Source organism: Devosia riboflavina, assembly GCF_000743575.1.
Taxonomy (GTDB): Bacteria; Pseudomonadota; Alphaproteobacteria; order Rhizobiales; family Devosiaceae; genus Devosia; species Devosia riboflavina.
Genome location: NZ_JQGC01000005.1, coordinates 75,832 through 101,999 on the forward strand (window position 1 = coordinate 75,832; position 26,168 = coordinate 101,999).

General features: G+C 62.0%; 29 protein-coding genes and 1 tRNA gene. 14 read left to right on the forward strand and 16 right to left on the reverse strand.

From position 1 onward, the window contains the following. Positions 1-5 precede the first annotated feature (5 nt). Positions 6-2,273 (reverse strand): LLM class flavin-dependent oxidoreductase, encoded by a 2,268-nt coding sequence (locus JP75_RS06830; RefSeq protein ID WP_035080877.1) that lies wholly within the window; start codon positions 2,271-2,273, stop codon positions 6-8. Positions 2,274-2,606: 333 nt separating this feature from the next. Continuing rightward, positions 2,607-3,791, reverse strand: coding sequence for a type III PLP-dependent enzyme domain-containing protein (locus JP75_RS06835; RefSeq protein WP_035080880.1), 1,185 nt, complete (start codon positions 3,789-3,791; stop codon positions 2,607-2,609). A 243-nt stretch (positions 3,792-4,034) separates the two neighbouring features. Between JP75_RS06835 and JP75_RS06840 the strand changes: the two genes are divergently transcribed. Continuing rightward, positions 4,035-5,519, forward strand: coding sequence for a Do family serine endopeptidase (locus JP75_RS06840; protein ID WP_084587522.1), 1,485 nt, complete (start codon positions 4,035-4,037; stop codon positions 5,517-5,519). Between the two features lie 394 nt (positions 5,520-5,913). Here the strand turns inward: JP75_RS06840 and JP75_RS06845 are convergent, their stop codons facing one another. Then, on the reverse strand, positions 5,914-6,486 hold the full coding sequence (locus JP75_RS06845) for a hypothetical protein (protein WP_051960445.1): 573 nt from the start codon (positions 6,484-6,486) through the stop codon (positions 5,914-5,916). A gap of 99 nt (positions 6,487-6,585) precedes the next feature. Between JP75_RS06845 and JP75_RS06850 the strand changes: the two genes are divergently transcribed. From JP75_RS06850 to JP75_RS06870, 5 genes are read left to right on the forward strand one after another with little or no spacing between them, the layout of a single operon-like run. After that, positions 6,586-7,899 carry a replication-associated recombination protein A gene (locus JP75_RS06850; RefSeq protein WP_035080882.1) on the forward strand — a complete coding sequence of 438 codons (1,314 nt, stop codon included), beginning with the start codon at positions 6,586-6,588 and terminating at the stop codon, positions 7,897-7,899. Positions 7,900-7,908: 9 nt separating this feature from the next. Then, positions 7,909-8,292, forward strand: coding sequence for a fluoride efflux transporter CrcB (crcB, locus tag JP75_RS06855; protein WP_035080885.1), 384 nt, complete (start codon positions 7,909-7,911; stop codon positions 8,290-8,292). Beyond that, positions 8,289-9,278: an RluA family pseudouridine synthase gene (locus tag JP75_RS06860; RefSeq protein ID WP_035080887.1), complete on the forward strand. Its 990-nt coding sequence runs from the start codon at positions 8,289-8,291 to the stop codon at positions 9,276-9,278. The genes crcB and JP75_RS06860 overlap by 4 nt, the downstream gene beginning before the upstream one ends. Then, positions 9,275-9,940, forward strand: coding sequence for an HAD-IA family hydrolase (locus JP75_RS06865; RefSeq protein ID WP_035080889.1), 666 nt, complete (start codon positions 9,275-9,277; stop codon positions 9,938-9,940). Before JP75_RS06860 ends, JP75_RS06865 begins: the two co-directional genes overlap by 4 nt. A gap of 1 nt (position 9,941) precedes the next feature. Beyond that, a complete protein-coding gene (locus tag JP75_RS06870; protein ID WP_035080892.1) occupies positions 9,942-10,721 on the forward strand; it encodes an ATP12 family chaperone protein in 780 nt (259 codons plus the stop codon). On the opposite strand, the gene folK is transcribed toward JP75_RS06870, so the two are convergent. From folK to rimO, 8 genes are all read right to left on the reverse strand, one after another. Further along, positions 10,718-11,149 carry a 2-amino-4-hydroxy-6-hydroxymethyldihydropteridine diphosphokinase gene (gene folK / locus JP75_RS06875; protein ID WP_035080893.1) on the reverse strand — a complete coding sequence of 144 codons (432 nt, stop codon included), beginning with the start codon at positions 11,147-11,149 and terminating at the stop codon, positions 10,718-10,720. The genes JP75_RS06870 and folK overlap by 4 nt on opposite strands. Further along, on the reverse strand, positions 11,149-11,532 hold the full coding sequence (gene folB, locus JP75_RS06880; RefSeq protein WP_035080895.1) for a dihydroneopterin aldolase: 384 nt from the start codon (positions 11,530-11,532) through the stop codon (positions 11,149-11,151). Before folB ends, folK begins: the two co-directional genes overlap by 1 nt. Before the next feature lie 17 nt (positions 11,533-11,549). Continuing rightward, positions 11,550-12,392 carry a dihydropteroate synthase gene (folP, locus tag JP75_RS06885; protein ID WP_035080897.1) on the reverse strand — a complete coding sequence of 281 codons (843 nt, stop codon included), beginning with the start codon at positions 12,390-12,392 and terminating at the stop codon, positions 11,550-11,552. Positions 12,393-12,469: 77 nt separating this feature from the next. After that, positions 12,470-13,282, reverse strand: coding sequence for a sulfate ABC transporter permease subunit CysW (cysW, locus tag JP75_RS06890; protein WP_035080901.1), 813 nt, complete (start codon positions 13,280-13,282; stop codon positions 12,470-12,472). Further along, positions 13,282-14,118: a sulfate ABC transporter permease subunit CysT gene (gene cysT, locus JP75_RS06895; RefSeq protein WP_035080902.1), complete on the reverse strand. Its 837-nt coding sequence runs from the start codon at positions 14,116-14,118 to the stop codon at positions 13,282-13,284. The genes cysW and cysT overlap by 1 nt, the downstream gene beginning before the upstream one ends. 66 nt (positions 14,119-14,184) lie before the next feature. Further along, positions 14,185-15,168: a sulfate ABC transporter substrate-binding protein gene (locus JP75_RS06900; RefSeq protein WP_035080904.1), complete on the reverse strand. Its 984-nt coding sequence runs from the start codon at positions 15,166-15,168 to the stop codon at positions 14,185-14,187. A 168-nt stretch (positions 15,169-15,336) separates the two neighbouring features. Beyond that, positions 15,337-16,254 carry a DMT family transporter gene (locus JP75_RS06905; RefSeq protein ID WP_152565753.1) on the reverse strand — a complete coding sequence of 306 codons (918 nt, stop codon included), beginning with the start codon at positions 16,252-16,254 and terminating at the stop codon, positions 15,337-15,339. A 45-nt stretch (positions 16,255-16,299) separates the two neighbouring features. Then, entirely contained in the window at positions 16,300-17,625 is a 1,326-nt protein-coding gene (rimO, locus tag JP75_RS06910) for a 30S ribosomal protein S12 methylthiotransferase RimO (protein WP_035080907.1), read from the reverse strand. Positions 17,626-17,864: 239 nt separating this feature from the next. On the opposite strand from rimO, the gene JP75_RS06915 reads away from it, so the two are divergent. Continuing rightward, positions 17,865-18,242 carry a DoxX family protein gene (locus JP75_RS06915; protein WP_035080909.1) on the forward strand — a complete coding sequence of 126 codons (378 nt, stop codon included), beginning with the start codon at positions 17,865-17,867 and terminating at the stop codon, positions 18,240-18,242. Positions 18,243-18,299: 57 nt separating this feature from the next. On the opposite strand, the gene JP75_RS06920 is transcribed toward JP75_RS06915, so the two are convergent. Then, positions 18,300-18,830: a DUF4282 domain-containing protein gene (locus JP75_RS06920; RefSeq protein WP_035080911.1), complete on the reverse strand. Its 531-nt coding sequence runs from the start codon at positions 18,828-18,830 to the stop codon at positions 18,300-18,302. A 38-nt stretch (positions 18,831-18,868) separates the two neighbouring features. Beyond that, positions 18,869-19,606: a lipoyl(octanoyl) transferase LipB gene (lipB, locus tag JP75_RS06925; RefSeq protein WP_051960446.1), complete on the reverse strand. Its 738-nt coding sequence runs from the start codon at positions 19,604-19,606 to the stop codon at positions 18,869-18,871. A 64-nt stretch (positions 19,607-19,670) separates the two neighbouring features. Between lipB and JP75_RS06930 the strand changes: the two genes are divergently transcribed. Both JP75_RS06930 and JP75_RS06935 read left to right on the forward strand, forming a co-directional pair. Then, complete coding sequence (locus tag JP75_RS06930) at positions 19,671-19,904, forward strand: FliM/FliN family flagellar motor switch protein (protein WP_035080913.1); 234 nt, start codon at positions 19,671-19,673, stop codon at positions 19,902-19,904. A gap of 124 nt (positions 19,905-20,028) precedes the next feature. After that, a tRNA-Leu gene (locus tag JP75_RS06935) sits at positions 20,029-20,113 on the forward strand. 59 nt (positions 20,114-20,172) lie between these two features. Here JP75_RS06935 and JP75_RS06940 read toward each other — a convergent pair. Beyond that, on the reverse strand, positions 20,173-20,709 hold the full coding sequence (locus tag JP75_RS06940; protein WP_035080915.1) for a GFA family protein: 537 nt from the start codon (positions 20,707-20,709) through the stop codon (positions 20,173-20,175). Positions 20,710-20,712: 3 nt separating this feature from the next. Next, positions 20,713-21,078, reverse strand: a complete 366-nt coding sequence (locus JP75_RS06945) for an MmcQ/YjbR family DNA-binding protein (protein ID WP_035080917.1) — start codon at positions 21,076-21,078, stop codon at positions 20,713-20,715. 153 nt (positions 21,079-21,231) lie between these two features. Between JP75_RS06945 and mgtE the strand changes: the two genes are divergently transcribed. The 4 genes from mgtE (at position 21,232) to JP75_RS06965 (ending at position 25,076) form a co-directional block, all read left to right on the forward strand. Next, complete coding sequence (gene mgtE / locus JP75_RS06950) at positions 21,232-22,647, forward strand: magnesium transporter (protein ID WP_035080923.1); 1,416 nt, start codon at positions 21,232-21,234, stop codon at positions 22,645-22,647. 317 nt (positions 22,648-22,964) lie between these two features. After that, positions 22,965-23,642 (forward strand): glutathione S-transferase family protein, encoded by a 678-nt coding sequence (locus tag JP75_RS06955; protein WP_035080925.1) that lies wholly within the window; start codon positions 22,965-22,967, stop codon positions 23,640-23,642. Next, positions 23,639-24,064 (forward strand): DUF1489 family protein, encoded by a 426-nt coding sequence (locus JP75_RS06960; protein WP_035080927.1) that lies wholly within the window; start codon positions 23,639-23,641, stop codon positions 24,062-24,064. Before JP75_RS06955 ends, JP75_RS06960 begins: the two co-directional genes overlap by 4 nt. 103 nt (positions 24,065-24,167) lie before the next feature. Then, the gene (locus tag JP75_RS06965; RefSeq protein WP_244446270.1) at positions 24,168-25,076 is read left to right on the forward strand and encodes a division plane positioning ATPase MipZ; all 909 of its coding nucleotides are present in this window, start codon (positions 24,168-24,170) and stop codon (positions 25,074-25,076) included. A gap of 166 nt (positions 25,077-25,242) precedes the next feature. Here JP75_RS06965 and JP75_RS06970 read toward each other — a convergent pair whose 3' ends face one another. Next, entirely contained in the window at positions 25,243-25,662 is a 420-nt protein-coding gene (locus tag JP75_RS06970; protein ID WP_035080931.1) for a winged helix-turn-helix transcriptional regulator, read from the reverse strand. 95 nt (positions 25,663-25,757) lie between these two features. On the opposite strand from JP75_RS06970, the gene JP75_RS06975 reads away from it, so the two are divergent. Beyond that, positions 25,758-26,150, forward strand: coding sequence for a DoxX family protein (locus JP75_RS06975; protein WP_035080933.1), 393 nt, complete (start codon positions 25,758-25,760; stop codon positions 26,148-26,150). The last annotated feature ends 18 nt before the right edge of the window (positions 26,151-26,168 follow it).

The window sequence follows — 26,168 nt, forward strand, 5'->3', positions numbered from 1 at the left end:
CGCTCCTAGGCAGCGGCCTCCTCGGAAGCCGGCGGAATGGGGAAATTCGAATTGAACAACCCGCCGGGATCATACTTGGCCTTGAGCCGGCGCAGGCGGGCGAGCGTTTTGCCCGGAAATGCCTTTTCAAGCAAGTGCGGCTCGGTCCCCGTCTCAAAATTGAGATAGAGCCCATCCAGCTGCGCCGAAATGCTCGGCCAGATCGCATCCAGCCGCCGCGCCATCGCGTCCCCATAAGCACCCGCATTGAGCGAGAAATTCTGGTGCCGATGCGCATAGGCCGTCTCATCGGCCCCTACATCGTTCACCGCCCCGCCCACAGCCCGCAACTGCATCATATTGGTCGCGCCCGCCGCCAACAGCTCCGCCATCCCCTCGGCCAGCGTCGGCGTCAGATCAGTCACCAGCCCCGCCCGCGACACCAGCCCACCAGCCCCGTCATGGCCCGAAAAATGGCTCGCCACCAGCGCCGTATAGGGAATGATATAGGCCTGGCTCCCCAGCATCGGCCCGACCGAGAGGAACGGCTGCAGCATCGGCTCAGCCACCGAGGGATCATCGCTCATGATAACGACGCTCGCCTGCGCAATCGGCCCGCTACCGGATCGCCCCGGCACCATAGTCAGAAAACTAGTCAGCTCCCGCGGCGCCGCAATGACCGTCTCCGCCCAGCGCGGCAACACGCTCTCTGCATCCGAAAGATCATAAGTGAGCTGCGCAAAGACGACATTCCCGACCGGATAGGCATCCAGCTCCAGCGCCGTCACCACGCCAAAATTGCCGCCCGCGCCACGCAGCGCCCAGAAGAGATCGGCATGGTTCTCCCGATCCGCCCTCACGAACGAACCATCGGCCAGCACCACCTCCGCCGCCTGCACATGATCCAGCGTCAGCCCGTGCTTTCGCGCGAAATAGCCGATGCCGCCGGCCGTCGCGAGACCACCCACACCCACATCGCCATAGTCGCCCGAACTCATGCCCAGCCCATGCGGCGCCAGCGCCGTGGCCACCTCGCCCCAGCGCGCCCCGGGCCCAACCCGGAACAGCCCGGTCTTTTCATCCATCAGCCGGATCGAATTGAGCTGCCCCACATCGAGCACCAGCCCGCCATCATTGGTCGACCGCCCCGATATGCCATGCCCGCCGCTGCGCACCGCCAAGGGCACGTCCTGCCGCGCGGCATAGGTGATAGCCTCGCGCACCTCTTCCGCCGTCCTGGGCCGCATAACCAGCCCCGGATTGCCCTTGTGAATATAGGTCGAGCGATGTTTGGAAAAATCATGATCGCCCGGCTCGATCACGCGCCCGGCCAGCGCCGCCGGCACACTGTCATAATCGATCCCCGCGCGCCGCGCCGCCAGCGCCTGGGCGCTGCGCACCGGCCCGGTCTGCGTCCCCGCAGCCTTTCGCGCCTTCTCGACCTGCGCCCGAACCTCCGGCGCTACGTCCTTGCCAAAAGTCTCGATCGCTCCCGGCGCATCGCTGGGCAGGATAAAGGTCGAAAACCCATGCTCGAGCGCCAGCCCGACCAATTGCTCCACCAGCGCCTCGACATCCTCCGGCGTTGCCAGCCGCCCACCGACATTGATCAGCCGCCGGATTTCCCGCGGATCGCGCCCGGCCTCCACGGCCGCCGCATCGATGATCGCATTGCTCTCGGCAATCGTCGGGCTCTTGATATAGCTCATCGACGGCAACCAGCCGTCCGCCTTCCGCCCGATCAGTTTGAGCATGCGCGGCTTCAGCGCCCCGAGCCAGATGCTGACGCCATGCGCGGGCAGTGGGCCGCGCCGCGCGCCGGCCGCCTTGTGATATTTCCCATCGACCCGCACGCCGCCCGATTTCCCGGCATCCCAGATGCCGCGAATGACATCGATCGCCTCTTCCAGCGCATCCACGGCCTGGCCCGGCGTCAGTTCCTCGCCGCCCATGCCCTTGATCCCGTCCCAGAAGGCACCGGCGCCGAGCCCCAGCTCCGCCCGCCCATGCGAGAGCAGGTCAAGGCTCGCTACCGCCCGCGCCAGAACGGCCGGCTGCCGCAGCGGCAGGTTCAGCACATTGCCGGCAAGGCTGATCCGCTCGGTCTTGGCCGCAACGAAGCTCAGCAATGTCCAGGCATCGAGGAAATTGCTCTGATAGGGATGATCTTGAAACGTGGCGAGGTCCAGCCCGGCAGCCTCGGTCAGCTGCGCCAGGGCGACCACGTCATCGGCTTGCTGCGCGCTCGGCGTGATAAAGGTGCCGAACTTCAGCTCGTGCCCATAATCGGTCATGGCAGGCTCAATGGTTACAAATGGTAACCGACTATTTAGGCGATACCGTCGCCCGTGCAAGTGGACACATGGGTGTGACCGGCGAACAAGTATCTCCGCCACATCTGCCGCCGCATTATCTCAGTAGCCACATCATTCCAGTAGCCCTCATGGTGAGGTGCGGAGCGCTAGCGTAGCCTCGAACCACGAGGGCGTGCCACCGACCCATTCAGCCACTCCCTCATGGTTCGACACTTTGCTTTCCATGAGGGCTACTGGAAACCCGCTCCCAAAACAAAAGACCCGCCCCAGCTCACACCAGGACGGGCCCAATCATTCAGAGGGTAAAACCCCTCACTCGGCCGGCGCCATATCCTTGCCGGTATAAACCTCATCGACCCAATACTGGTCGCGACGATCAAACCCGTTGAACGGCGTCAGCGAAGCCTGGGTATAGGCGCCCATCAGGCCGAACTCGATCCAATCGTCTTCATCGATATCGGCCGGCAGCGTGAACACCTGCGGCAGCACGTCATAGCTGTCGCAGGTCGGGCCCCAGATGGTGAATTCGGAGAATTCCTGGTCGTTGTCGTGAACGCGCGGGCCGCGCCACACGCGCACCGGCGGGGTGAAGTGCATGAACTTCACTTCCATCAGCGAGCCATAGGCGCCGTCATTGACATAGACCGACTGCCCGCCGCGCTGATGTTTTACGCGCAACAGGAGCGAAGTCGACGAGGTCACGAGAGCACGGCCCGGCTCGATGATCAGTTCCGGCTTGTTCTTGTCGCCAAAGTGGTCGGTCACGGCCTGGGCGATGGTCTCAAAATAATAGTCCATCGGCGGCGCTTCGCTGGTCGGGTAGGGGGCCGGATAGCCGCCACCGATATTGAGGCGCTTCAGCTCAATGCCGCTCTCTTCGACGATCCGCGCGGCAGCAGCAATGTGGCGCTCATAGGCATAGGCGTCTTCGCACTGCGAACCCACGTGGAAGCAGAGGCTGGGCGTATAGCCCATCTTCTCGACGGCCTGCACGATTTCGGCCGCGCCCTGTTCCATCACGCCAAACTTGATGCCGAAGTCATAGGACTTCAGCGCCTTGCCGGCCTTGAAACGGGTAGTAACCTCAACGTCACGCGATGGCGAAACGACGGCGGCGAGCTGGTCGAGCTGCTGCGGGTGGTCGATGGTGAAGGAGCGAACGCCGAACTCTTCATAAGCGCGCTCGATTTCGCGCTTGTTCTTGATCGGGTTGTTGTAGTGCATCACAGCGCCGGGCGCGTAGTCGCGCACCAGTTCCATTTCGGTGTTCGAAGCCACGTCGAACGCCTTGAGGCCTTCCTTGTGCAACTGCGCAATGATGTGCGGCGACGGGTTGCATTTCACCGCATAGGTGAGCAGGCCGTCAAAGCCCTTCTTGAAAACCTTCACGGCCCTATGGAACTCCTTCTCCGAGAAGAGGAAGGAGGGAAAGTCCGGCGCCTCTGCCGCGATCAGCGCGGAAGTATTGGCGTAAACGGTCTTCGGCTCGTCAGTCATTGGACAACAGGCCTTTCGGGGCTGGAGAGAGAAGGAAATTCACCGCGTTTACGTGTTTTCCAGTTCGAAAACGCGAGAAAATTGAGCGCTGCATATAGGGCCGTGTGCCCCCTCGCGCAAACGTTTATTTGCCCATGGAAACAACAATGTTCGAACGTCATTTTCATGACAGATTCCGGGCGTTCTGCTCGCGTCGCATTCTGTGAGCCAAATGGCTCGAAACAGGTAGCTGAAAGTTTACCCATGTCTCTGCGAACGCTCGTCTTTTCGGGTCTCGCCGTAGCGGTCATCGCCATCGGCGGCACACTGGCCTTCTCCCCTTGGAACGCTCCGGGGCAGGCTCAGGTTCAAACAGCTCAGGCCCAGGCTGAAGCGCCCCCGCCCGCCGCAGAGAACCGAAGCGTGCCCGCGAGCCAGGCTCAGGTACAATTGAGCTTCGCCCCCATCGTCCAGGCGGTCTCGCCTTCCGTGGTCAATGTCTATGCCACCCGCATCGAGTCGCAGGCCACGTCGCCCTTCGCCAATGACCCCTTCTTCTCCCGCTTCTTTGGCGATCAATATTTCCAGTCCCGCCCGCGCGAATCCCGCTCGCTGGGCTCCGGCGTCGTGGTCGATGGGGCAGGGGTGATCCTCACCAATTCCCACGTCATCAATGGCGCGACCGATGTGCGCATCGCCCTCAGCGATGGCCGCGAATTCGCCGTCGATGTCGTTGTCGAAGACAAGCAGACTGACCTCGCCGTCCTCCGCGTCCGCGACACGCGCGGCGTCACCTTCCCGGCCATCACATTCGCCGATAGCGACGCGCTGCTCGTGGGCGATCTCGTCCTCGCCATCGGCAATCCCTTCGGCGTCGGCCAGACCGTCACCTCCGGCATCGTCTCTGCCCTGGCGCGCACGGGTGTCGAAAGCTCCGACTACGAATTCTTCATCCAGACCGACGCGGCCATCAATCCCGGCAATTCCGGCGGCGCCCTTGTCGATATGCAGGGGCGTCTCGTCGGCATCAACACCGCCATCTATTCCCAATCCGGCGGCTCAGTCGGCATCGGCTTTGCCATCCCCGCCAATATGGCTAAGCTCGTTGCCGATGCCGGCGTCAATGGCGGCGAAATCGTCCGCCCCTGGTTCGGCGCCAAAATGCAGGCCGTCGATTCCGACATCGCTAATAGCCTCGGCATGGACGCCCCGCATGGCGCCCTCATCACCGATGTCGCCCCCAACGGCCCCGCCGCCCGCGCCGGCTTCCAGTCCGGCGACGTCATTCTCTCCGTTGATGGCCAGCGCGTAGACGACCCCAGCGCCTTCAACTTCCGCCTGGCGACAAAGCCCATCGGCCAGACCACCAAGCTCGAACGCCTGCGCGGCACCGCAATGGAAACTCTCGACTTCCCCGTCGAAGCCGCTCCCGCGCCAGCCGACAACGCCACGGCCACCATCTCCGCCGACTCGCGTTTCTCCGGCGTCACCGTCCGCCAACTCGATCCGGCCCTCTCCGAATCCAAAAACCTGCCCTACGACGCCACAGGCGTCCTCATCACCGCCATAACCGCCGGCTCCCCCGCCGAAGCCATGGGCCTCCGAGTGGACGACGTCATCCTTCAGCTCAACGACACCGACATCAAGGATGCGCAGACTTTCAGCACCACGGCCTCCCAGCGGGTCCGGACATGGCAGATCATTCTGCAACGGGATGGACGAGTGAGCAGGGCTATAGTGAGCGGATAGGCTCCAACCGACCGTCGCACCCCAGGCCGTCACCCTCGGGCTTGACCCGAGGGCTCTACACTTGCCGCACCCAACCCAAAGTGAAATGTCCTCGGGTCAGGCCCGAGGATGACGATCGGTGGCACCGCGCTCCAACCTCCACCGTGTCATTCCCGCGAAAGCGGGAACCTCTGTTTGCGAGGCTGGCACCAAACACCCCCTCCCATCCTCCCCCATCAAGGGGGAGGTGCCGCATCGGGTGCGTGGCAATATCCTGCCCAAACCACGGGCCCAACCGAATTCGCCATGGCGAATTCGGTGACACCTCCCCCTTTGATGGGGGAGGCCGGGAGGGGGCCAAACCCTCTGAATCAATCTCTCAACCCCACCCACCAACCCACTGAATCCTAACCCCTTATTCCACTACCACTTCCGGCAATTCCATCCCAGCCAGTGCCTCGATCGTTCCCATCCGCCAGCCCTGCAACCCCTTCAGCAATTCCGTCGCTCCCTCGTCATACCCCCGCCGGCTGATCCCAAACATCGCCACCCCATCCTCCAGCGGCACATACCGATAGGCATTCCACTCCACGATCACCGTCCCGCTGCTGTCATCACTCAGCAGAAAATCCAGAATGATCTCCCCCGTCTCCTCATTCTCGATCAGCGCAAAATTCACCACCGGATCACTCGCCTGCCGCTGCTTCAGCCCATCGACCATCGTCCCGGCCGCGTCCCGCACCGAAATCCCATTGGTCAGCACATCCACCATGAACATCTGCTCATAGGCTTCCACTGATTGTCCCGCGGGCACATATTCCTGCTTATAAAACGTGTCAGTCGGGTGGCTGGTCCAGGCGAGTTCAAAACTCTCCCCCTCGAGCACGAACGGTCCCGGCGCCCCCACCGCGTCGTCCTGCGCCACCGCCACCGAACCCGTGAGACAAACCAGCGCCACAGCGGCAATCAAACGACCAATCATGAGCATTCCCTTTTCCTCTAGCCTCAGTTGAACGCGCAACCCGACCCAAGGCAACACACGAACGAAGCGGGTGCGACGCGCCGCACAATTTGCTATTGAGCCCCCATGTCCGATCTCTTCGCCGCCGATCCCAACGAAACCGACAAGGCCCGCCCCCTCGCGGACCAGCTCCGCCCACGCGCCCTCGATGAAGTCATCGGCCAGACCCATCTCCTCGGCCCCGATGGCACGCTCACCCGCATGCTCGCTTCAGGCCGCCTCGGCTCGCTCATCCTCTGGGGCCCGCCCGGCACCGGCAAGACCACCGTCGCGCGCCTACTCGCCGACCAGATCGGCTTCCGCTTCGAGCAGATTTCCGCGATTTTCTCCGGCGTAGCCGACCTGAAAAAGGTCTTCGAAAAAGCCCGCTTCGAACGCCTCTCCGGCCACCGAACGCTGCTCTTCGTCGACGAGATCCATCGCTTCAACCGCGCCCAGCAGGATAGCTTTCTTCCCGTCATGGAAGACGGCACGGTCGTCCTCGTCGGCGCCACCACCGAAAACCCCTCCTTCGAACTCAACGCCGCTCTTCTCTCCCGCAGTCAGGTCCTGCGCTTCGAGTCACTCGGCCAGCCCGATCTCGAACTGCTCCTCCAGCGCGCCGAAACCCTCCTCGGCTCCGCGCTGCCCCTCACCGACGAGGCGCGCCAAACCCTTCTCGGTCTCGCCGATGGCGACGGTCGCGCGCTTTTGGGCCTCGTCGAGGAGATTTTAGCATCCGCACGCTCCGATGAGACGCTCGATGCTAACAGTCTGCTAACCGTAGTGCAGCGCAGAGCGCCGATTTACGACAAGGCGCAGGACGGCCACTACAACCTGATCTCGGCCCTGCACAAAACCATCCGCGGCTCCGATCCCGACGCGGCCCTCTACTATTTCGCCCGCATGATCGACGCCGGCGAAGATCCGCTTTTCCTCGCTAGACGCTTGATTCGTATGGCTTCCGAGGACATCGGCAACGCCGACCCGCAGGCGCTCCCCCTCGCCATAGCCGGCCGCGACGCCTACCAGATGCTCGGCTCCCCCGAAGGCGAACTCTCCCTCGCCCAAGTCGTTGTCTACCTGGCGCTCGCCCCAAAATCCAACGCCGTCTACACCGCCTTCAAGGCGGCAATTTCCCTAGCGAAATCAACCGGTTCGCCCATGCCGCCCATGGTCATCCTCAACGCCCCCACCAAGCTGATGAAGGGCGAAGGGTATGGCGATGGTTACCAATACGACCACGACGTCCCCGACGCTTTTTCCGGTCAGGAATACTTCCCGGAAAAGCTCGGTCGGCAGCAATTCTATCACCCCGTCGAGCGCGGGTTCGAGCGCGACCTAAAAAAGCGCATGGACTATTTCGCCCGCCTTCGCGCCGAAAAAGCCAGGAAAGACTGAGGCTTACAAATGAACGGCTTCTTCCTCGTCGGCGTCGGCGGCGCCCTTGGTGCCATGGCCCGTTACGGCTTCGCCAGCATCATCGGACGCCTCTGGCCCATGGGCTTCCCGCTCGCGACGCTGCTGATCAACATCATCGGCTCCATCGCCATGGGCCTCTTCGTCGGCCTCATGGCCAAACTTCTCCCCGCCAATCAGGAGGAGCTAAGGCTCTTTGTCGCTGTCGGAATTTTCGGCGGTTTTACAACTTTCTCCTCCTTCTCCCTCGACACCATAGTGCTCATCGAGCGCGGCGAACTCGTTCAGGCGATCACCTATGTCGCCTTGTCAGTTGTAGTTTGTCTCATAGGCCTATATCTCGGCCTTTTGATAACCAGAGGCAGCCCCGCATGAGTGGCGTTCAACATCGGGAAGTCACAGCAGACGAAGACGGCATGCGTCTCGATCGCTGGTTTGCCCGGCATTTCCCCCAGGTCGGCTTCGGCCGCCTGCAAAAGCTGATCCGCAATGGCGAAGTGAAGGTCGACAAGGCGAAAGCCGAGACCAGCACGCGCCTGGCCGCAGGTCAGTCGATCCGCATTCCGCCCGTTGACGATCCCGGCACCGTTCGCCCGGTCAAGGTCAATCAGGAAGATGCGAGATTTCTCAAGGACATAATCCTCTATGAGGATGATGACCTCTATGTCTTCAACAAGCCCCACGGCCTTGCCGTGCAGGGTGGCAGCGGTACCGTTCGCCACCTCGATGGCCTCTTGAAAAGCCTGCCCAACAAGCTCGGCGAAGCCCCGCGCCTCGTGCACCGCCTCGATCGCGATACCTCCGGCTGCCTCGTCGTCGCCAAGACTGCCGCCGCGGCCACGCATTTTGGCAAGGTCTTCATGTCGCGCTCGGCCCGCAAGATTTACTGGGCGCTCGTCGCCGGCAACCCTACGCCCCGCCAGGGCGAAATCTCCTGCTTCCTCGCCAAGCGCGCGACGGAAGATGGCGAGCAGATGGTCGTCGTGAAAAACGGTGTCCCCGGCGCCGTCCATTCGTCGAGCTATTATTCGACCACCGACACCGCCAGCCGCCGCTTCGCCTGGGTTACGCTGAAACCGGTCACCGGCCGCACCCACCAGCTTCGCGTCCACATGGCCCAGCTCGGCACCCCGATCATCGGCGACCCCCGCTATTTCAATATCGAAAACTGGATGCCGGCCCCCGGCCTCGGCGAAGGCCTGCACCTCCACGCCCGCCGCATCGCCCTGCCGCTGCGCAATGGCAAACGCCTTGATATTTCAGCGCCTTTGCCCCCGCACATGCGCGAAAGCTGGGACGCCTTGGGCTTCGACGCCGAGCGTTTCGATGTCCAGGACACCGATCCCGAGGACAATGCATGAAACTGATCATGTTCGACATGGATGGGACGCTGCTCGACACGGAGGCCCTGATCGTCGAGCACATGACCACCACGTTTGAGGCCGCCGGCCTGGAAACCCCGACCACGGCGCAATCGCGCCGGGTCATCGGCCTGTCGCTGCCCGTCGCCATCGCCCGTCTCCTCGGCACCGAGGTGACACCGCTGGCCGAACAGCTCGCCGACGATTACCGCGGCCGCTACCGCGCCTCGCTGGTGCAGGCCGAAGGCCGCGAGGGCCTCTTTCCCGGCGCCCGCGAAGCCCTCGATTTCCTTGCCACCTGGCCCGATACCCTGCTCGGCATCGCCACTGGCAAGGGTCTTAGCGGCGTTCACCGCCTGACCCAGCTTCACGGCATTGCCGGCCATTTCGTCACCCTGCAGACGCCGGACCACAATCCCTCGAAGCCCCATCCCGGCATGATGCTGCGCGGCATGGCCGAAACGGGCGCCGAGGCCAGGGACACGGTCATCATCGGCGACACCACCTTCGACATCGAAATGGGCAAGGCCGCCGGCACCAAGGCCATCGGCGTGACCTGGGGCCACCACGATCCCCACGAATTGCTTGCCGCTGGCGCCGATCTGCTGGTCGAAACCTATGCCGATCTGCCGCTGGCGATCAAAAAAGTACTGGAATCATAAGATGCGCGACCAGTTGGAAGACGCTCTAAACAATCAGCAATTTGGCTACGGCCAGGCGCAGCACATCAACCAGGTCGAACTACCCAAGCGCTTCTATAAGGATGTAGACGTCGCCCGCACTAATGACGGTTTCGTCGTCACCCTCGACGGCAAGCAGACCCGCACACCCGGCCGCAAGCTCCCCATCGTCGTGCCCGCCCAGTCGATCGCGCAAGCGATGGCGGCGGAATGGGCCGCCCAGGAAAAATACATCGACCCCACCACCATGCCCATGGTGCGCCTGATCAATTCGGCGGTCGAAAGCGGCGAAGAAAACGCCCCGGCCTTCCGCGCCGAAATCGGCAAGTTCGCCGGCAATGACCTGCTGCTCTACCGCGCCGATGCCCCGCAGGAACTGGTCGACGATCAGGAACTGCACTGGGATGGCGCTCTGGTCACGCTGGCGCGTCATTTCGACGTCGCTTTCCAGCCCACCATCGGCATCATCCACCAGCCTCAGCCGGCCTCCACCCTGACCAAGCTCGACACCGCGCTTGAAGGGCAGGGGCTTCTGTCACTGACAGCCCTCGTCTCCATCACCGGCATCACCGGCTCCGGCCTCCTCGCCATCGCTCTGCTGCACCAGTTGCTTGACGCCGAGCAGGTCTGGACCGCAGCCCATGTCGATGAAGACCACCAGATCCGCCTCTGGGGCGAAGACGAGGAAGCCATGACCCGCCGCGCCAAGCGCCGCGTCGAGTTCGACACCGCCGTGTCAGTCGTAGACGCGCTACGGGCTTAGGCCCGCGTCGCAACCCACTCCGCCGTTTCCGGCGAAATCTCGCGCAGCGGCACCAGCACGAAATCGCGCGCATGCGCATGCGGATGGGGCAGGGTCAGCCGTCCCGTCTGCATCTCGATACGCTCATAGGCGATGATATCGACATCGATCAGCCGCGGTCCCCAGACCTCGTGCCGAACGCGCCCCATTTCACGCTCGGTATCGAGGGCCACATGCAGCAGGTCGATGGGTTCGAGATCGGTCTCGACCTCAGCCGCCATGTTGGCGAAATCAGGCTGGTCCGTCTTGCCCCAGGGCTTCGTCGCGATCACCGACGACTGCTTTGTCACCTTGATACTCGGATGCGCATCGAGCAGCCGAATGGCCTCAACAAGCTGCGCCGGCGGATCGCCAATGTTAGCCCCAAGGCTCAGCCACGCCTTCGCCATCACGCGGGCCTCGCGCGACGTAGTTCAATCGCCGCCTCGCCCCGCACCATGGCAATCGGCGCCTCCGGCTTGCGAATACGAATGATAATCCAGTTGATATCGCCAAACCGCTCGAACAGCGCGGTGACAATATTCTGCCCCAGTGCCTCGATGAGCTTGGTCCGCTTGGTTTCAAACGTCGCCTTCACCACATCATAGATATCGGCATAGGAAACCGTGTGCCCGATGGCATCCGTCTTGCCCGGCGCGGTCAGGTCGACCCCGCATTCGAGATCGACGAAAAAGCGTTGCCCCAGCCGCTCTTCCTCGGAAAAGAGGCCGTGATAGCCATAAAAGCCGAGATCGCGGAGGATGATGCGGTCACCCGTAAAAGCTGCGGTCATTGAGATGGTCCTAAAGATTATGGGCCGTAAAGGGTAGCCTGCGCCACGCGGAGCGCATCGCGATTGGCGGCAACGTCATGCACGCGGAAAATGTGCCCGCCGCGCTCATAGCCCTGCACGGTTGTGGCAATCGTTCCCGGCAGCCGCTCGCTAGGTTTATTGTTCAAAAGCTTGCCGATCATCGATTTTCGCGAGGTGCCCACGAGCACAGAGTGCTCCGGATAGGCGTCCACCAACTCCGGCAATTGCCGCAGGATCTGATAGTTCTGCGCCAGCGTCTTGGAAAATCCAAAGCCCGGATCAAGGATCACCTGCGTCCGCGCCAGCCCCGCCGCATCGGCAATATCGAGCGTCTGCGCAAAATAGTCGATCATCGCCGGCAGGGGCAGCGTCTGCGCGTCCCAGCCCTTGTCCCAGTGCATGGCGATGACAGGCGCGCCATAGAGTGCCGCCACTTCAGCCATTTCTGGCGGCCCCTGCAGCCCATAGACATCGTTGATGATATCGGCCCCGGCCTGGATCGCCTGGTCGGCCACCAGCGGCTTGTACGTGTCTATGGAAATCGGCGCAGTGATCCCGGCGCTGCGCAGTGCATCGATCACCGGAATGACCCGATCCAGCTCTTCTTGCACCGCCACGGTTTCCGATCCCGGCCGCGTGCTTTCCCCGCCGATATCGATGATGCCAGCACCCTCGGCAAGCATGGCGCGCGCATGCGCCACGGCCTGATCGAGCGTGTTGTGCAGCCCGCCATCCGAAAAGCTGTCCGGCGTGACGTTGAGTATGCCCATGATGAGCGGATGCGGGCCCAGTTCGAGGGCAGGCCGACGGGGCAGGGGAACGATATGAGTCGTGTGCATTGCAATTCCTGCCCCTCGCTTAGGGGCGCCAAGGCTTCGGCTCAAGCGTATTCTTGTCTTTCGACCCGCGAAAGGCGCTAGCGGCGCTCCCAGGCTTCGAGCAGCGACTTCAGCACCAGCGTGATCACCGCAATCAGCGCCAGCGTCGAGGCGGCGGCGAAGGATCCGGCGATATTGAAGTCGTTGAACAGCAGATTGATCTGCAGCGGCAAGGTGTTGGTCTGCCCGCGGATCGAGCCGGACACGACGGACACCGCGCCGAATTCGCCCATCACCCGCGCATTGGTCAGCACCGCGCCATAAACGAGACCCCAGCGGATATTGGGCAGCGTAACATGCCAGAACATCTGCCAGCCATTGGCACCGAGGGACAGCGCCGCTTCCTCGTCATCCGTTCCCTGCTGCCGCATCAGCGGCACCAGTTCGCGCGCCACATAGGGCGCGGTGACGAAGAGGCTCACGAGCACAATGGCGAGCGGCGTGAACATGATCTGCAACCCGATCGCTTGCATCGCCGGCCCCAGCAGCCCCTGATTGCCATAGAGGAAGAGATAAACGATGCCCGCCACGATCGGGCTGACCGCCGCCGGCAGCTCGATGACAGCCACGAGCAATTGCTGCCCGCGAAACCTGAACCGGGTCACAAGCCAGGCCAGGGCCGCACCGACCACCATATTGATCGGCACGACGATTATGGCGGTGATGACAGTCAGAAAGACAGCATGCAGCGTATCGGGCTTCAGAATGGCGTCGAAATAGGCGCCCACGCCCTCGCGCAACGCAAAGCTGAAGATCAGGGCCAGCGGCACGACCAGCGCCGCGGCGGCAAAGAGAAACGACAGCCCGATGAGAACATTGGCGCCCGCGCTGCGCTCAGCCGAGTGGCCCATCAGGTCTTCCTCTCCACGTAGCACACCTGCCAGGCAGCCAGCAGGTTGGTGGCGACCAGCGTCAGGAAGGCAACCACCAGCAGCACGAAGGCCAGCGCCGCCGCGCCTTCATAATTGTACTCGTCGAGCCGAATGAAGATCAGCAGCGACACGATTTCCGTCAGCCCCGGCAGGTTGCCGGCGATGAACACCACGGCGCCGAACTCGCCTAGCGACCGCGCAAAGGAGAGCACACAGCCGCCGATGAACGCCGGCAAGATCGTCGGCCAGATGATCCGCGTAAAAACCTGCCAGCGCGAAGCGCCCAGCGTCGTCGCCACGCTTTCGAAGTCCACATCGACCTCTTCCAACACCGGCTGCACGGCCCTAACCACGAAGGGAATGGAGGTAAAAGTCATGGCAGCGATGATGCCAAGCTGGGTGTAGTTGACCTTGATGCCATTGGGCTCAAGGAACTGCCCATACCAGCCGGTATCGGCAAAGAGCGTCACCAGCACGAGGCCCGCCACCGCCGTCGGCAAGGCAAAGGGCAGATCGACCAGCGCATCGAGAATCCGCCGCCCCGGAAAGCGGTAGCGGGTAAGAACCCAGGCCAGCAGCAGCCCGATCACGCCATTGATGATCGTGGCAATGAAGGCCGAGCTGAACGTCACCCGATAGGCCGCCAGCGCCCGGTTCGAGCTGACGATCCGCCAGAACTCGGGAAAACCCATGCCCGCAACCTTGAGCAACATGGCAGCGAGCGGCAGCAGGATGATGAGCGTGAGGTAGAACAGCGAAATGCCCATGGACAGCCCGAAACCGGGCAGCAGGTGTTTGCTGCGATGCTGTGCCATGCGTTCCTCGAAATACGATACGGCGCGACCGAAGTCGCGCCGCAAAAACTGGTTTGGCCGGGGCCGTTACTGGTTCACGAAAACCTTGTCGAGCAGGCCACCGTCAGCGAAGTGGTCGGCAGCAACCTTGTCCCAGCCGCCAAAGGCGTCTTCGACAGTCACGAGACGGATTTCCGGGAAGGTCGCGGCGTGGGCTGCGGCAACAGTTGCGTCCTGCGGGCGGTGGAAGTTGGCAGCAGCCACTTCCTGGCCTTCCGGCGTAAAGAGGAAATCGAGATAGGCCTTGGCAAGATCACGGCTGCCGCGGGCATCGACGACCTTGTCGACCACAGCCACCGGGAATTCCGACAGGAAGCTGACCGAGGGAACGACGGCTTCATACTTGTCGGCGCCAAGCTGCTTCACGACGGCCAGTGTTTCGGCCTCGAAGGTCACCAGCACGTCGCCCAGCTGGCGCTCGGTGAAGGCGGTGGTGGCTGCGCGGCCGCCGGTTTCGAAGACCGGAACGTTGGCGAAAAGCTTGGTGAGGAATTCCTCGATCTTGGCTTCGTCGCCGGCATAGGCCTCGGTCGCCCAGGCGCGGGCGGCGAGATAGGTGTAGCGGCCGTTGCCCGAAGTCTTGGGGTTCGGGAAGATCACCTGCACGCCTTCAGCCGCGAGATCGCCCCAGTCCTTGATGGCCTTGGGATTGCCCGAGCGCACGAGGAAGGACGGGAAGGAATAGAAGGGCGCGGCATTGTTCGGGAAGTCGCTGGTCCAGTCTTCCGAGACGTAACCGCCTTCGACCAGCTTCTGCACATCCGTCACCTGGTTGAAGGTAACAACGTCGGCCTGCAGGCCTTCCAGAACTGCGCGCGCCTGGGCCGAAGAGCCGGCATGCGACTGGTTGATGGTCACGGTCGCGCCAGTCGCCGCATAGGCAGCGTTTTCGGCTTCGAACAGCTCGCGCGCGATGTCGTAGGAGGCGTTGAGAATGTCGGTGGGCTGAGCCAGAACCGGGCTGCTGGCAAGAGCAAGCGCCGCAACGGCCGAGAGAAGAAGCTTGTTCATTGTGACGCTATTTCCATGAAAGCGATGGCATTGGTCACAGGTGATGCGATGCCGCTTTTCGGCCGTAAAGCGCTAAATGCTTGCCTCGGATGACTAATTTACGCGCCGCAAAAGCAACGGAAAGCCGTTGCTCCGGCTGCCGCTAAAGCGCGATTTTGTTTCGGCAGTTTATCCCGCAGGCCGCAGCTTCTCGCCATATTTGGCAACGCCGATGCCCGAAACCACCAGCAGCAGCGACAGCACGAGATAGGGCGTCAGCTCGGCAATGCCCAAGGCAACGAGATAGACCGCTGTGAGCACAGGCGTCAGAAAACTGACCACGCCGATCAACTGCGCATTGCCCTGCTTCATGCCAAAATCCCACATCGCATAGGCCAAAGCGAAAAAGATCGACGCCAAAGCGACGATCAGAATGCTCGAATCCGGGGCCGGTGGGGCGCCAAGCACGAACAGCCAGACCGAGCCATTGATCAGCGCGCTGGCACCGAAAATGACACCAAGGAAATTGCTGCTGCTCGAAGGATAGCGTGCCGCCATAGCCGAAAAGACCGCCCAGGTAACGGCGGAAATGACGGCCCAGAAATGCCCCGGCATCAAGTGGAAGCCGCCGACCGACAGCCCCTTGCCGAGAAGCAGCGCGACAATGCCCGAGAGCCCCAAGGCGCCCGCCACCGCATGAAACCAACGAAACCGTTGCCCGAGCGAGATCGTGGTGAGGATGACCACGAGCAGCGGCCAAGTATAGATAATCAGCGTCGCCTCAAGCGGCGGCGCCTGCTGCAGCGCGGCGACCCAGGTCAGGTTATGGCCGCCAATGCCAATGACACCCAGGAGATAGAGCCAGACCGGAACCGTCGTGAGTTCCGGCAGGGGATTCTGGCGCCGCAAAATCCACATGGCGATGAACACCAGCGCGCCGACGCCATCGCCGAGCCCCACATAGAGGAATGGATCGACGCCCACAGCCGACGCGACAATAGGGGCAGTCATCGACCAGATGAAAACCGCGGCGACGCCGCCGGTCGTTCCCCAGGTGGACTTGGTCCCTTGGCCTGCCGCTATGCTCAGTTCCATGAAGTCACGCAAAAAAGAATCCCCGCTTTCGCGGGGATTGTGTGGAAGTCGCAGGTCTCAGGCCGTCGCGGGTTCGGCGAAAAGATCGTACTCGTCGTTGTCGGTTACCTTCACCGAAACGATGTCGCCGATCTTGATCCCGGTGGCGTTGCTGACGATCACCTGGCCGTCAATCTCGGGCGCGTCCCACTTGGAACGGGCAATGGCGACATTGCCCTCGGGACGAACGTCGTCGACGATCACGTCGATGGTTCGGCCAACCTTCTTCTGCAACTGGTGGAACGACACGTTCTGCGCCACTTCCATCAACTGGGCAAAACGCTCTTCCTTGACCTCGTCGGGCACGACGCCTTCGAGTTCATTGGCGGTGGCGCCGGTCACGGGCTCATATTTGAAGCAGCCCGCGCGGTCGATTTCGGCTTCCTCGATAAAATCGAGCAGCATTTCGAAATCTTCCTCGGTTTCGCCTGGGAAGCCGACGATGAAGTTGGAACGCACGGTCAGGTCAGGCACCTGGCGCTTCCAGTCGAGGATGCGGTTCAGCGTCTTTTCCTGGTGTGCCGGACGGCGCATGGCCTTGAGCACATTCGGCGAAGCATGCTGGAACGGAATGTCGAGATAGGGCAGTACGAGGCCCTCGGCCATCAGCTCCATCACCGGGTCGACATGGGGGTAGGGGTAGACATAGTGCAGACGCACCCAGGCACCCAGCTCGCCCAGTTCCTTGGCAAGATCGTAGAATTTCGCCTTCACGTCACGACCGCGATACTTCGAGGTCGCATATTTGAGGTCGAGGCCATAGGCGCTGGTGTCTTGCGAGATCACCAGCAGTTCCTTGGCGCCGGAACGGATGAGGCCCTCGGCCTCACCCAGAATGCCAGCGGCTGGGCGCGAAGCGAGATCGCCGCGAATCTGCGGAATGATGCAGAATGAGCAGCGATTGTTGCAGCCTTCGGAAATTTTGAGATACGCATAGTGCCGCGGCGTGAGCTTCAGCCCGCTCTCCGGCACCAGATCGATGTACTTGTTCGGCACCGGCGGCAGATGGTCATGCACAGCCGAAACCACGTCTTCATACTGATGCGGCCCGGTGATCGCGAGCACGTTCGGGTGCGTTTCGCGGATCATGCTTTCTTCGACGCCGAGGCAACCGGTAACGATCACGCGACCGTTCTCGTTCAGCGCTTCGCCAATCGCCTCAAGGCTTTCCTTCTTGGCGCTGTCGAGGAAACCACAGGTATTGACCAGCACGATATCGGCGCCGGCATAGTCGCGACTGAACGAATAGCCCTGCGCGCGCAGGGTCGTCATGATGCGTTCGCTGTCGACGAGCGCCTTGGGGCAGCCGAGGCTGACTAAACCGATTTTGGGCGCCTGAGTCATGCGCGTGCGGAGGTCCGGAATTGAATTGGATGGCGCGTCATACAGAATGTTGGACGGTTACGCAATGTGACTGACCCTCGCGCGGGGCTTGGCAGACCTTCGCCAAGCGGTGGACACGCACTCTTGAACATCGCAAACAGCGAACAGTGCGTTCCCAAATGTTCGGTTTTTGGAACCGACAGTCTGGGTTAGGCGTCTCCCCCTGGCGCCAGGACCGGCGCCGCACGGGAGTTACAAAAATGTTCGATCGTCTCTCCGCCTATGCGCCGCAGGCCCTCGCCGTGCTGCGCATCATGACAGCCCTGCTGTTCCTCGCCCATGGCACGCAGAAGCTGCTGGGCTTCCCCGCTGCCGAGTTCGCCCCGCCCGCCTTTTCGATTTTCTGGATTTCCGGCCTGATCGAGATCGTCACGGGCGTTTTGATCGCCATCGGTTTCTTCACCCGTCCGGCCGCTTTCCTGGCCTCGGGCACCATGGCTGTCGCCTATTGGATGGCGCATGCCCCGGTCAATTTCTTCCCGGCCAACAATGGCGGCGACGCAGCAATCCTGTTCTGCTTCGTCTTCCTCTACCTGATCTTCGCCGGCCCGGGCGCCTGGAGCGTCAACAAGAGCTGATCGCTCGCTGAGCAATGAAAAAGGCCGCCCGGAGCAATCCGCGGCGGCCTTTTTGTGTCAGGTGATGGGGCTCGTGGGCGGCGTCCGCTTGGCGGTCCGCTTCGGCTTGAACGGCTCGCCCGCCGTAGTGGAGGGCTCCCGGCGGATGTCGCCGTCCGGCGTCACATGCGGCGGCGGCTCGGTCGCCGGGGTGTAATACTCGTCGGCCTCCGCATAGTCGGTGGCTTCGCCATGTTCGGCGAGATCGCGAATGGCGTCGCGCACTTCGTCGAGCAGCGAAGCTGAATAGCGCGAGCGATTGACGGTTTCGCCCGTCGCCTCATGCGCCTTGAACCAAACCAGCAGCGCTTCGCAGCCGATACGCAGGGCGACGAGGGCCGCGAGGCCAAACACTGCAATTTCCAGCAGGCCCCAGAGGCCATCGCCAAAACTGCTGCCGAAGCGGAAAAAGAAGTGGCTGACTGCCCAGAGCAGAATAGAGGCCAAGCCCAGCGCATAAAGGATCGGCACGAGGCGCGGCGACAGGATGGCATCGAGCCGGAACAGCGTCTGGCGGGTGAGAAGGCGTTTCAGGTCGTCCGTAGTCATGCCGGGCTCCTCGATTCGGATTGGCTCAAAGTAGGGCCTTACGCCACGCTGGCAAGTGCGGCGGGCGCCTGGGCCGTCGGCCCAAATATGGTCTCGAACGTGCTCCGCATCACGGAATCAATTTCCGCCATCGAAACGAGCTGCCCGAGATCCTCAAAGCTGGTCACCCCCTGATCGGTAATGCCGCAGGGCACAATCCCATCATAGTGCGCGAGATCGGGATCCACGTTGAGCGAAATGCCGTGGAAGGTCACCCATTTGCGCACGCGCACACCGATGGCTGCGATCTTGTCCTCGCGCCCAAAACCCTTGTCCGGCCGCTGCACCCAGACGCCTACGCGCCCTTCGCGCCGCTCTCCCTTGATATTGTGCGCCTCAAGGGTATCGATCACCCATCGCTCCAGCCCTTTGACGAGGCAGCGGATATCGCGGCCGCGCTGCGTCAGGTCGAGCATGACATAGGCAACCCGCTGTCCGGGGCCATGATAGGTATATTGCCCGCCGCGCCCCGCGGGATAAACGGGGAATCGCGGGTCGATCAGGTCTTCTGGCTGTGCCGATGTGCCGCCCGTATAGAGCGGCGGATGCTCGAGCAGCCACACCGCCTCGGGCGCTTCACCGGCCGCCACGAGGGCTGCGCGATTCTCCATCGCGGCGAGGGTGCTCAGATAGTCCATGGGACCCTCGAACTGCACCCAGTCGACCGCCTGCCCATCCGTCCGATGCAATTTCGAACGAATTTGGCACGCCTCGTCGTCAGTTGTTAAGACTTCCATAACCAAGCCTGAGCAATCCTTAATTCACGAAGCCCCCGGCATTCCGCGAGCGAGATTCTTATTTATGAACACCCTCGACAATATTGAAGTCGATATCACCGTCGAACTCGGCGCCACCATGATGCCGATCCATCACCTGTTGCGCATGGGCCGCGGCGCCGTGATCGAATTGGAGCAGACGGAAAACGATCCGCTCTCCATCTATGCCAACCATACGCTTATCGCCCGCGGCGAGGTAAATGTGGAAGATGGCCAGCTTCGCGTGCTCGTCACGGAAAAGGTCTACAAGCACGGCTGAATTTTTGCGTCTCTCCACAGGCTTGAAAGAAATCTCGATTTAGGTGCTTGAGGTTCGCCAAGTCCTTTGCTACATCCCCACTCGCTTCGGGCGCTTCGGCACTTGAAGCTTCTACCACAGATGTGCGGTCGTGGCGGAATTGGTAGACGCGCAGCGTTGAGGTCGCTGTGCCGCGAGGCGTGGAAGTTCGAGTCTTCTCGACCGCACCATTCTTCCCCAGGGGAAGAAACAAAAAGCTGCCTGCGGGCGGCTTTTTTGTTTTTGGGCCTCAAATCACGGCCTCGTCCTTGATATCGATATTGGGCACCTTGAAACCCATGGCGATCCAGGCCGTGAGGAGCTTTCCGTAAAATCCCATGGTCTGCCAGGTGCCGGCCGGAACCGTGTCGTCCAGCACGACATCTGCGCCGCGGTCGCCGGTCACAGTCCGGATTTCTGGCTCCGGCGCCTGTCCTTCCGGCCAAAGGCTCGAATAAAGGCTGAGCCAGTGCCCGCCCTTGAATTCGAGAAAGACCGGGCTGTTGCAGCAGGTCGCCACCACGCGGCGCGTCGGCGCACTGTCGCTCAGGCGATAGCCCCGCAGCAATTCCTTGCCCTTGGTGATCTCCGCGCGGTCCTTGCGATAGAGCACGAATCGCGTGCCGCCATTCTCTTCCAGCATCGGTCTTGCCAGCGGCAGCTTCTCCATGCGCCCGCCGGCCTCGCGGCAGCTATTGCAGTGGCATTCGGTGGTGATGAAAGGCTCCCCGGTAACGACCATTTCGAACCGCCCGCAGGAGCAGTTGAGGCGCGTGGATTGCGTCATACCCTAGTCATCCTTTGTCGCGGCCGGCTTGCGGCCCTCTGGTGCCTTGAATTGCCAGGCGTCCTGCAGCCGAAGGCTGAGTTCTTCATCGTCGATTGCGGCAAGCCGGACCAGCACCGCGTCATAGCCGACATAGTGGTCGGTCTCGAAATAGATGGCCGGGGAAATTTCCATCAGCAGCACCTTCTGTTCGAGCGGACATTGCAGCACGATCGTCTCCTCGTCGAGGAGCCTGACAAAGGTGCGATCTTTCACCTTGAGGGCAGGGGTGCCGTAGCTCGTCGAAAGCACCACATCCGTCAGCCCGCGCGCATTGGCCAGGGCCGTGATTCGGTCGAAGGCGAGGTCGAAACTGCTCTGGCTCGACATGACCATCTCCATCCTTGCATCACACTAGACACAAACGCTTCAACCGGGACGAAATTGGAAGAAAACTTCGTATTCGCAGTCTGGCGTCTTTATTGCTGATTGGCTACTGCTTGCCTTGCCCCTGAAACCCCGCGGACACGCAAAGGGCTCCCTATGAGCAGCGATTTCGAGACCGAACTCGGCCCAGAGACCGAGATGGAGACCAGCGCGTTCCGCGATGCGGAAGACCGCATCAATTCGCTATGGCTCGAACGCTTACGGGCTTTTCTTGCCGCTGGCCGGGCCGAAGACGTTGCCCTCGTCATGGAGCCGCTCCATGCGGCTGACGTCGGCGACGTGCTCGAACTGCTCGATCACGACGAGCGTCTGGCCCTGGTGCGGCTCCTGGGCGAAAAATTCGACTATTCCGCGCTGACCGAGGTCGACGAGAGCATCCGCCTCGAACTGATGGAAGCGCTGCCCAATGCGGAAATCGCCCGCGGCGTGGCCGGCCTCGACAGCGACGACGCGGTGGCGATTCTGGAAGACCTCGAAGAGGAAGACCAGAACGAGATTCTCTCGGCCCTGCCGACCTTCGAGCGCCTGAGCCTCAAGCGCAGCCTCGATTTCCCCGAAGATTCCGCCGGCCGGCGGATGCAGACCGAATTCATCGCCACTCCGCCCTTCTGGACCGTGGGGCAGATGATCGACTACCTGCGCGCCGAGCGCGACCTGCCGGATGAATTCTACCAGATCTATGTGGTCGATGCCGGCTACAAGGTCCTCGGTACGCTGCCGCTCGACCGCGTGCTGCGGGCACAGCGCGCCACCAAGATCGAATCGATCATGAACACCAATCTGGTGCTGGTCGATGCAGCCGAGGACCAGGAAGAGGCCGCCCGCGCCTTTGAACGCTATGACCTTGTCGAAGTCGGCGTGGTCGATGAAAACGGCCGCCTCGTCGGCGTCCTCACCATCGACGACATGGTCGACGTCATCACCGAAGAGGCCGACGAAGACATCAAGCTGCTCGCCGGCGTGGGCGATGAAGACGTGTCCGACACGACCTTTGATACCGTCCGCAGCCGCGCCCCCTGGCTCGCCGTCAATCTCGTCACCGCCGTCCTCGTCTCGCTGGTCATCGGCCTCTTTGGCGGCACGATCGACAGCATGGTCGAATTGGCCGTGCTCATGCCCATCGTCGCCTCCATGGGTGGCAATGCCGGCGCCCAGACCATGACCGTCACAGTGCGCGCCATCGCCATGCGCGAACTCGAAGGCGGCCGCCTTCGCCGTCTCATCCGCCGTGAAATGGTCGTCGGCTTCTTCAATGGCGTGATTTTCGCCATCCTCATCGGCCTCGTCACCTGGCTGCGCTATAGTAATCCGCAGCTTGGCGTGGTCATCGGCATGGCCATGATCACGAATCTCGTCGTTGCCGGCACCGCAGGAATATTAATTCCGCTGACCCTCGATCGCTTCAAGGCAGACCCTGCCATTGCCTCGGCGGTCTTTGTCACGACTGTCACGGATGTCGTTGGATTCTTCGCCTTTTTGGGCATTGCCGGTCTTTGGTTCGGGCTTTTTTGAAGCCCGAAACCGGTTGTCCACTGTTGCAGATGGGTCACTTGCAAAGGTTACGTGACACAGTTAACGCTTGCTGACCGGCTACTTGGAGCGTCCAGAGCGGCCGGAATGGACGGCTGACAAGGAGCGGCAAAATGCGCAGTCAACCGAAGACCCTGGCCTGGCACTCCATTAGCTGGGCCCTCGTAGCCCTTCTTTCGATGGGGCTCGTTATCTCGGTGGTTGCTGGCGTCTAGTCAGCTGGCAATAGGCACCGAAAAGATTTAGGGAAGGGCGCCCTTGCCACAGGGCGCCCTTCCTTTTGCAGCAAGGTCCTTCGCATGAAACTGCTCATTGGAAACCGCAACTATTCGTCCTGGTCGCTCCGCCCCTGGCTGGTCCTGCGCCACTTCGATCTACCCTTCGAGGACGAAGTCCTGATGCTCTCGGGCGAAGGCTGGACCGAGGCTCTCGCGGCCCGATCGCCAACCGGCAAGGTGCCGGTCCTGATCGACGGGGATTTGGTCATTCCAGAGACCCTGGCGATCATGGAATACCTGGCCGACAAATATCCCGAAAAGCACATCTGGCCCGCCGACAGACGAGACCGTGCTTTGGCGCGTTCCGCAGCCTCCGAAATGCATGCCGGCTTCAATGCGCTTCGCAGCAACGCGCCCATGAACCTGCGCGCCTCCCATCCCGGCAAGGTCGATCCAGACCTCGTCCGCCAGGATCTGCACCGCATCGAGCAGCTCTGGGGCGAATTCCTGTCGCGCTCCGGCGGTCCATTCCTCTTCGGCGAATTCTCTGCCGCCGACGCCATGTTCGCCCCGGTCGCAACGCGCCTTCGCACCTATGCCCTACCCATCTCCGACATGGCCAACAGCTATGTCGAAGCCATATACAGCCTGCCGGCCTTCCAGGACTGGCTGAAACTGGCGCTCCACGAACCCTGGGTCATCGATCGCGACGAGATCGACGTCATCCAGGGCCGCGTCGCCCCCGGGACTATCGTATGATTCATATGGTCAAACTCTGCGTCGGCATTTCCAGCTTCGAGGAGCTGGAAAGCTATCGCAACGAACGCGCCCATTGGTGGGGTGCCGACTATGGCGAGGATGTCCACGTCCATCGCACCCGCATGATGCCCAAGCGTGCCGCTGAAATGGAAGGCATAGCCTCGATCTATTGGGTCATTGCCGGCTCCATCGTCTGCCGCCAGCCGATTCTGCGCCTCGCGCCCTATACCGATGCCGAGGGCAAGGACTACTGCGACATCATCATGTCGCCCGAACTCGTCCGTACGATTCCCTATCCCAAACGCCCCTTCCAGGGCTGGCGCTATCTCGAGCCCAAGGACGCTCCGCCCGATATCGCGGCCAATGACGCGGAAAACTCGGTCGAGATCGCCGCCGAACTGGCCCGCCTCGGCCTGTTGTGAACCCCCGTAATCGCGTCGCATTAATCGTTTAACGATTGTTAATCTTCGCCCCACTTGTGCATAAGGCGTGGAGAGTCGAGAATCCGACGACTGATTTGGGGGCATGATGGTTCGGCAGGCGGCGCATGTCATCGTCGTAGGCAATGAAAAGGGCGGGTCGGGCAAATCGACCACGGCCTTCCATCTGGCCATCTATCTGCTCTACCAGGGCTACAAGGTCGCCTCCATCGACGTCGACAGCCGCCAACAGACACTGACCCACTACGTGCGCAATCGCCGTGACTGGGCCCGGCAGCGCGGCCTCAGCCTGCCGCACACCACCCACTTCCACCTGCCTCTGGCCCGCGGCGATTCCCTCAAGGAAAACAACCGCGTCGAATTCGACCTCTTCCGCCAGGCCATTGCCGAGGTTGAGCAGTCGAGCGAATTCATCGTCATCGACACGCCCGGCTTCGACACCAACCTGACGCGCCTCGCCCATTCGCTCGCCGATACGCTGGTAACCCCTGTCAATGACAGCCTCATCGACCTCAACGTCATGGCCCATGTCGATCCCGTCACCGGCGAGCCGCGCGAACTCAGCCACTATGCCCGCCTCGTGCAGCGCGCCCGCTCCGAGCGCCTCGCCATCGATGGCCGCACCATCGATTGGGTGCTCGTGCGCAACCGCATTTCCATGCTCTCGTCGCGAAACATGCGGCAGGTGCAGACCATGCTCGAGCGCATCGCCATGCGCCTCGGCTGCCGCGTCTCCGATGGCATTGCCGAGCGCGTGATCTTCCGCTCACTCTTCCCCACCGGCATGACGGTATTCGATCCCTTGGACGACGAGCTGCTCGGCGGCGTCCCGTCCATGTCCCACTCCAGCGCCCGCCAGGAATACCGCGCGCTCGTCGCCGCCCTGAACCTGCCTTTCAGCCGCCGCGCCGAAGCCCGCCGAGAAGTGCTGGAAGCCGGCACGCGCGGAACCGACGCCAATCGTTTCGTGCACATGGCGCCGTCTGAAAGCTGATTTTCAGTTCGAGCAGGCGCGGGGCAGGGGCACCGCACCCTCCACCATCGTCACCACCGGGCTTGTCCCGGTGGTCCATCTCCCCATACGCGCATACCAAATGGATGGCCGGACGAGCCCGGCCATGACGAAGACTTGGTTATGCAAGTGGGTGAGGTTCCGTTACCTACTGCCCGCGAGCATAGGCAATCTTGCGCGGCTCCGCCGCTTCCACGGCAGTCTGCCGCTGATCGTAGATATCGCGCGCATCGATGATCGAGTGATGGTTTTCCGCGGTCCAATCCCACAGGGCGTTGATCGGCTCCTGCAGTGTCTTGCCCATTTCGGTCAGGCTATATTCCACCCGCGGCGGCACCTCGGGATAGATCGTGCGGCTCACCAGCCCATCGCGCTCGAGATTGCGCAGGGTCAGCGTCAGCATGCGCTGCGAAACGCCGTTGATCAGGCGCTTGAGTTCGTTGAAGCGCAGCGTGCCGTTGCGGCTCAGCATGCCGACGACCATCACGCTCCACTTGTCGCCAATGCGGCTCAGCACATCGGACATCGCGGAGCAGTTCGAGTGCTTGGATGTATCGGTCAGTGACATGGCTGTGCCTCCTAGTTCGGGTACTTGGGCACTTATATAGACACAGTTACTAGTTGTGACTAGTGTGACGAATGGTCAACAGGGGGAAACGACCTATGAACAAATGGAATATCGGCCTTTGGGTTGCGCAGGTGATCCTCGCAGCCGTCTATGTCATGGCGGGCTTCATGAAGCTCACCCAACCCATCGACGCGTTGGTCGCCTCGGGCATGGCCTATGCCGGCGACTATCCCGAACTGCTCACCCGCTTCATCGGCACTATGGAAGTACTGGGCGCCATCGGTATCATCCTGCCCGCCGCCACCCGCATCGCACCCTTCCTGACGCCTCTCGCGGCGCTCGGCTTCTCCACCATCCAGGTCCTCGCCATCGGCCTGCACAGCATGCGCGGCGAATTCCAGGTCTTGCCGGTCAATCTTGTCCTCCTGGCTCTCTCGCTCTTCGTTCTCTGGGGCCGGTTGCGCAAGGCGCCGATCAGCCCACGCTGAGTCCAAACATCACTGATA

Excerpts from the sequence above, each read along its gene's own strand:
- JP75_RS06850 (WP_035080882.1), top strand. The coding sequence starts at position 6,586 with ATGTCCGATCTCTTCGCCGCCGATCCCAACGAAACCGACAAGGCCCGC.
- cysW (WP_035080901.1), bottom strand. The coding sequence starts at position 13,282 with ATGGGCCACTCGGCTGAGCGCAGCGCGGGCGCCAATGTTCTCATCGGG.
- JP75_RS06940 (WP_035080915.1), bottom strand. The coding sequence starts at position 20,709 with ATGACGCAATCCACGCGCCTCAACTGCTCCTGCGGGCGGTTCGAAATG.
- JP75_RS06965 (WP_244446270.1), top strand. The coding sequence starts at position 24,168 with ATGATGGTTCGGCAGGCGGCGCATGTCATCGTCGTAGGCAATGAAAAG.
- JP75_RS06900 (WP_035080904.1), bottom strand. The coding sequence starts at position 15,168 with ATGAACAAGCTTCTTCTCTCGGCCGTTGCGGCGCTTGCTCTTGCCAGC.
- lipB (WP_051960446.1), bottom strand. The coding sequence starts at position 19,606 with ATGGAAGTCTTAACAACTGACGACGAGGCGTGCCAAATTCGTTCGAAA.
- folB (WP_035080895.1), bottom strand. The coding sequence starts at position 11,532 with ATGACCGCAGCTTTTACGGGTGACCGCATCATCCTCCGCGATCTCGGC.
- JP75_RS06930 (WP_035080913.1), top strand. The coding sequence starts at position 19,671 with ATGAACACCCTCGACAATATTGAAGTCGATATCACCGTCGAACTCGGC.
- folP (WP_035080897.1), bottom strand. The coding sequence starts at position 12,392 with ATGCACACGACTCATATCGTTCCCCTGCCCCGTCGGCCTGCCCTCGAA.
- JP75_RS06975 (WP_035080933.1), top strand. The coding sequence starts at position 25,758 with ATGAACAAATGGAATATCGGCCTTTGGGTTGCGCAGGTGATCCTCGCA.
- JP75_RS06970 (WP_035080931.1), bottom strand. The coding sequence starts at position 25,662 with ATGTCACTGACCGATACATCCAAGCACTCGAACTGCTCCGCGATGTCC.
- JP75_RS06870 (WP_035080892.1), top strand. The coding sequence starts at position 9,942 with ATGCGCGACCAGTTGGAAGACGCTCTAAACAATCAGCAATTTGGCTAC.
- JP75_RS06860 (WP_035080887.1), top strand. The coding sequence starts at position 8,289 with ATGAGTGGCGTTCAACATCGGGAAGTCACAGCAGACGAAGACGGCATG.
- JP75_RS06915 (WP_035080909.1), top strand. The coding sequence starts at position 17,865 with ATGTTCGATCGTCTCTCCGCCTATGCGCCGCAGGCCCTCGCCGTGCTG.
- rimO (WP_035080907.1), bottom strand. The coding sequence starts at position 17,625 with ATGACTCAGGCGCCCAAAATCGGTTTAGTCAGCCTCGGCTGCCCCAAG.
- cysT (WP_035080902.1), bottom strand. The coding sequence starts at position 14,118 with ATGGCACAGCATCGCAGCAAACACCTGCTGCCCGGTTTCGGGCTGTCC.
- mgtE (WP_035080923.1), top strand. The coding sequence starts at position 21,232 with ATGAGCAGCGATTTCGAGACCGAACTCGGCCCAGAGACCGAGATGGAG.
- JP75_RS06835 (WP_035080880.1), bottom strand. The coding sequence starts at position 3,791 with ATGACTGACGAGCCGAAGACCGTTTACGCCAATACTTCCGCGCTGATC.
- JP75_RS06945 (WP_035080917.1), bottom strand. The coding sequence starts at position 21,078 with ATGTCGAGCCAGAGCAGTTTCGACCTCGCCTTCGACCGAATCACGGCC.
- JP75_RS06960 (WP_035080927.1), top strand. The coding sequence starts at position 23,639 with ATGATTCATATGGTCAAACTCTGCGTCGGCATTTCCAGCTTCGAGGAG.
- JP75_RS06920 (WP_035080911.1), bottom strand. The coding sequence starts at position 18,830 with ATGACTACGGACGACCTGAAACGCCTTCTCACCCGCCAGACGCTGTTC.
- JP75_RS06840 (WP_084587522.1), top strand. The coding sequence starts at position 4,035 with ATGTCTCTGCGAACGCTCGTCTTTTCGGGTCTCGCCGTAGCGGTCATC.
- crcB (WP_035080885.1), top strand. The coding sequence starts at position 7,909 with ATGAACGGCTTCTTCCTCGTCGGCGTCGGCGGCGCCCTTGGTGCCATG.
- JP75_RS06830 (WP_035080877.1), bottom strand. The coding sequence starts at position 2,273 with ATGACCGATTATGGGCACGAGCTGAAGTTCGGCACCTTTATCACGCCG.
- JP75_RS06845 (WP_051960445.1), bottom strand. The coding sequence starts at position 6,486 with ATGCTCATGATTGGTCGTTTGATTGCCGCTGTGGCGCTGGTTTGTCTC.
- JP75_RS06955 (WP_035080925.1), top strand. The coding sequence starts at position 22,965 with ATGAAACTGCTCATTGGAAACCGCAACTATTCGTCCTGGTCGCTCCGC.
- folK (WP_035080893.1), bottom strand. The coding sequence starts at position 11,149 with ATGGCGAAGGCGTGGCTGAGCCTTGGGGCTAACATTGGCGATCCGCCG.
- JP75_RS06865 (WP_035080889.1), top strand. The coding sequence starts at position 9,275 with ATGAAACTGATCATGTTCGACATGGATGGGACGCTGCTCGACACGGAG.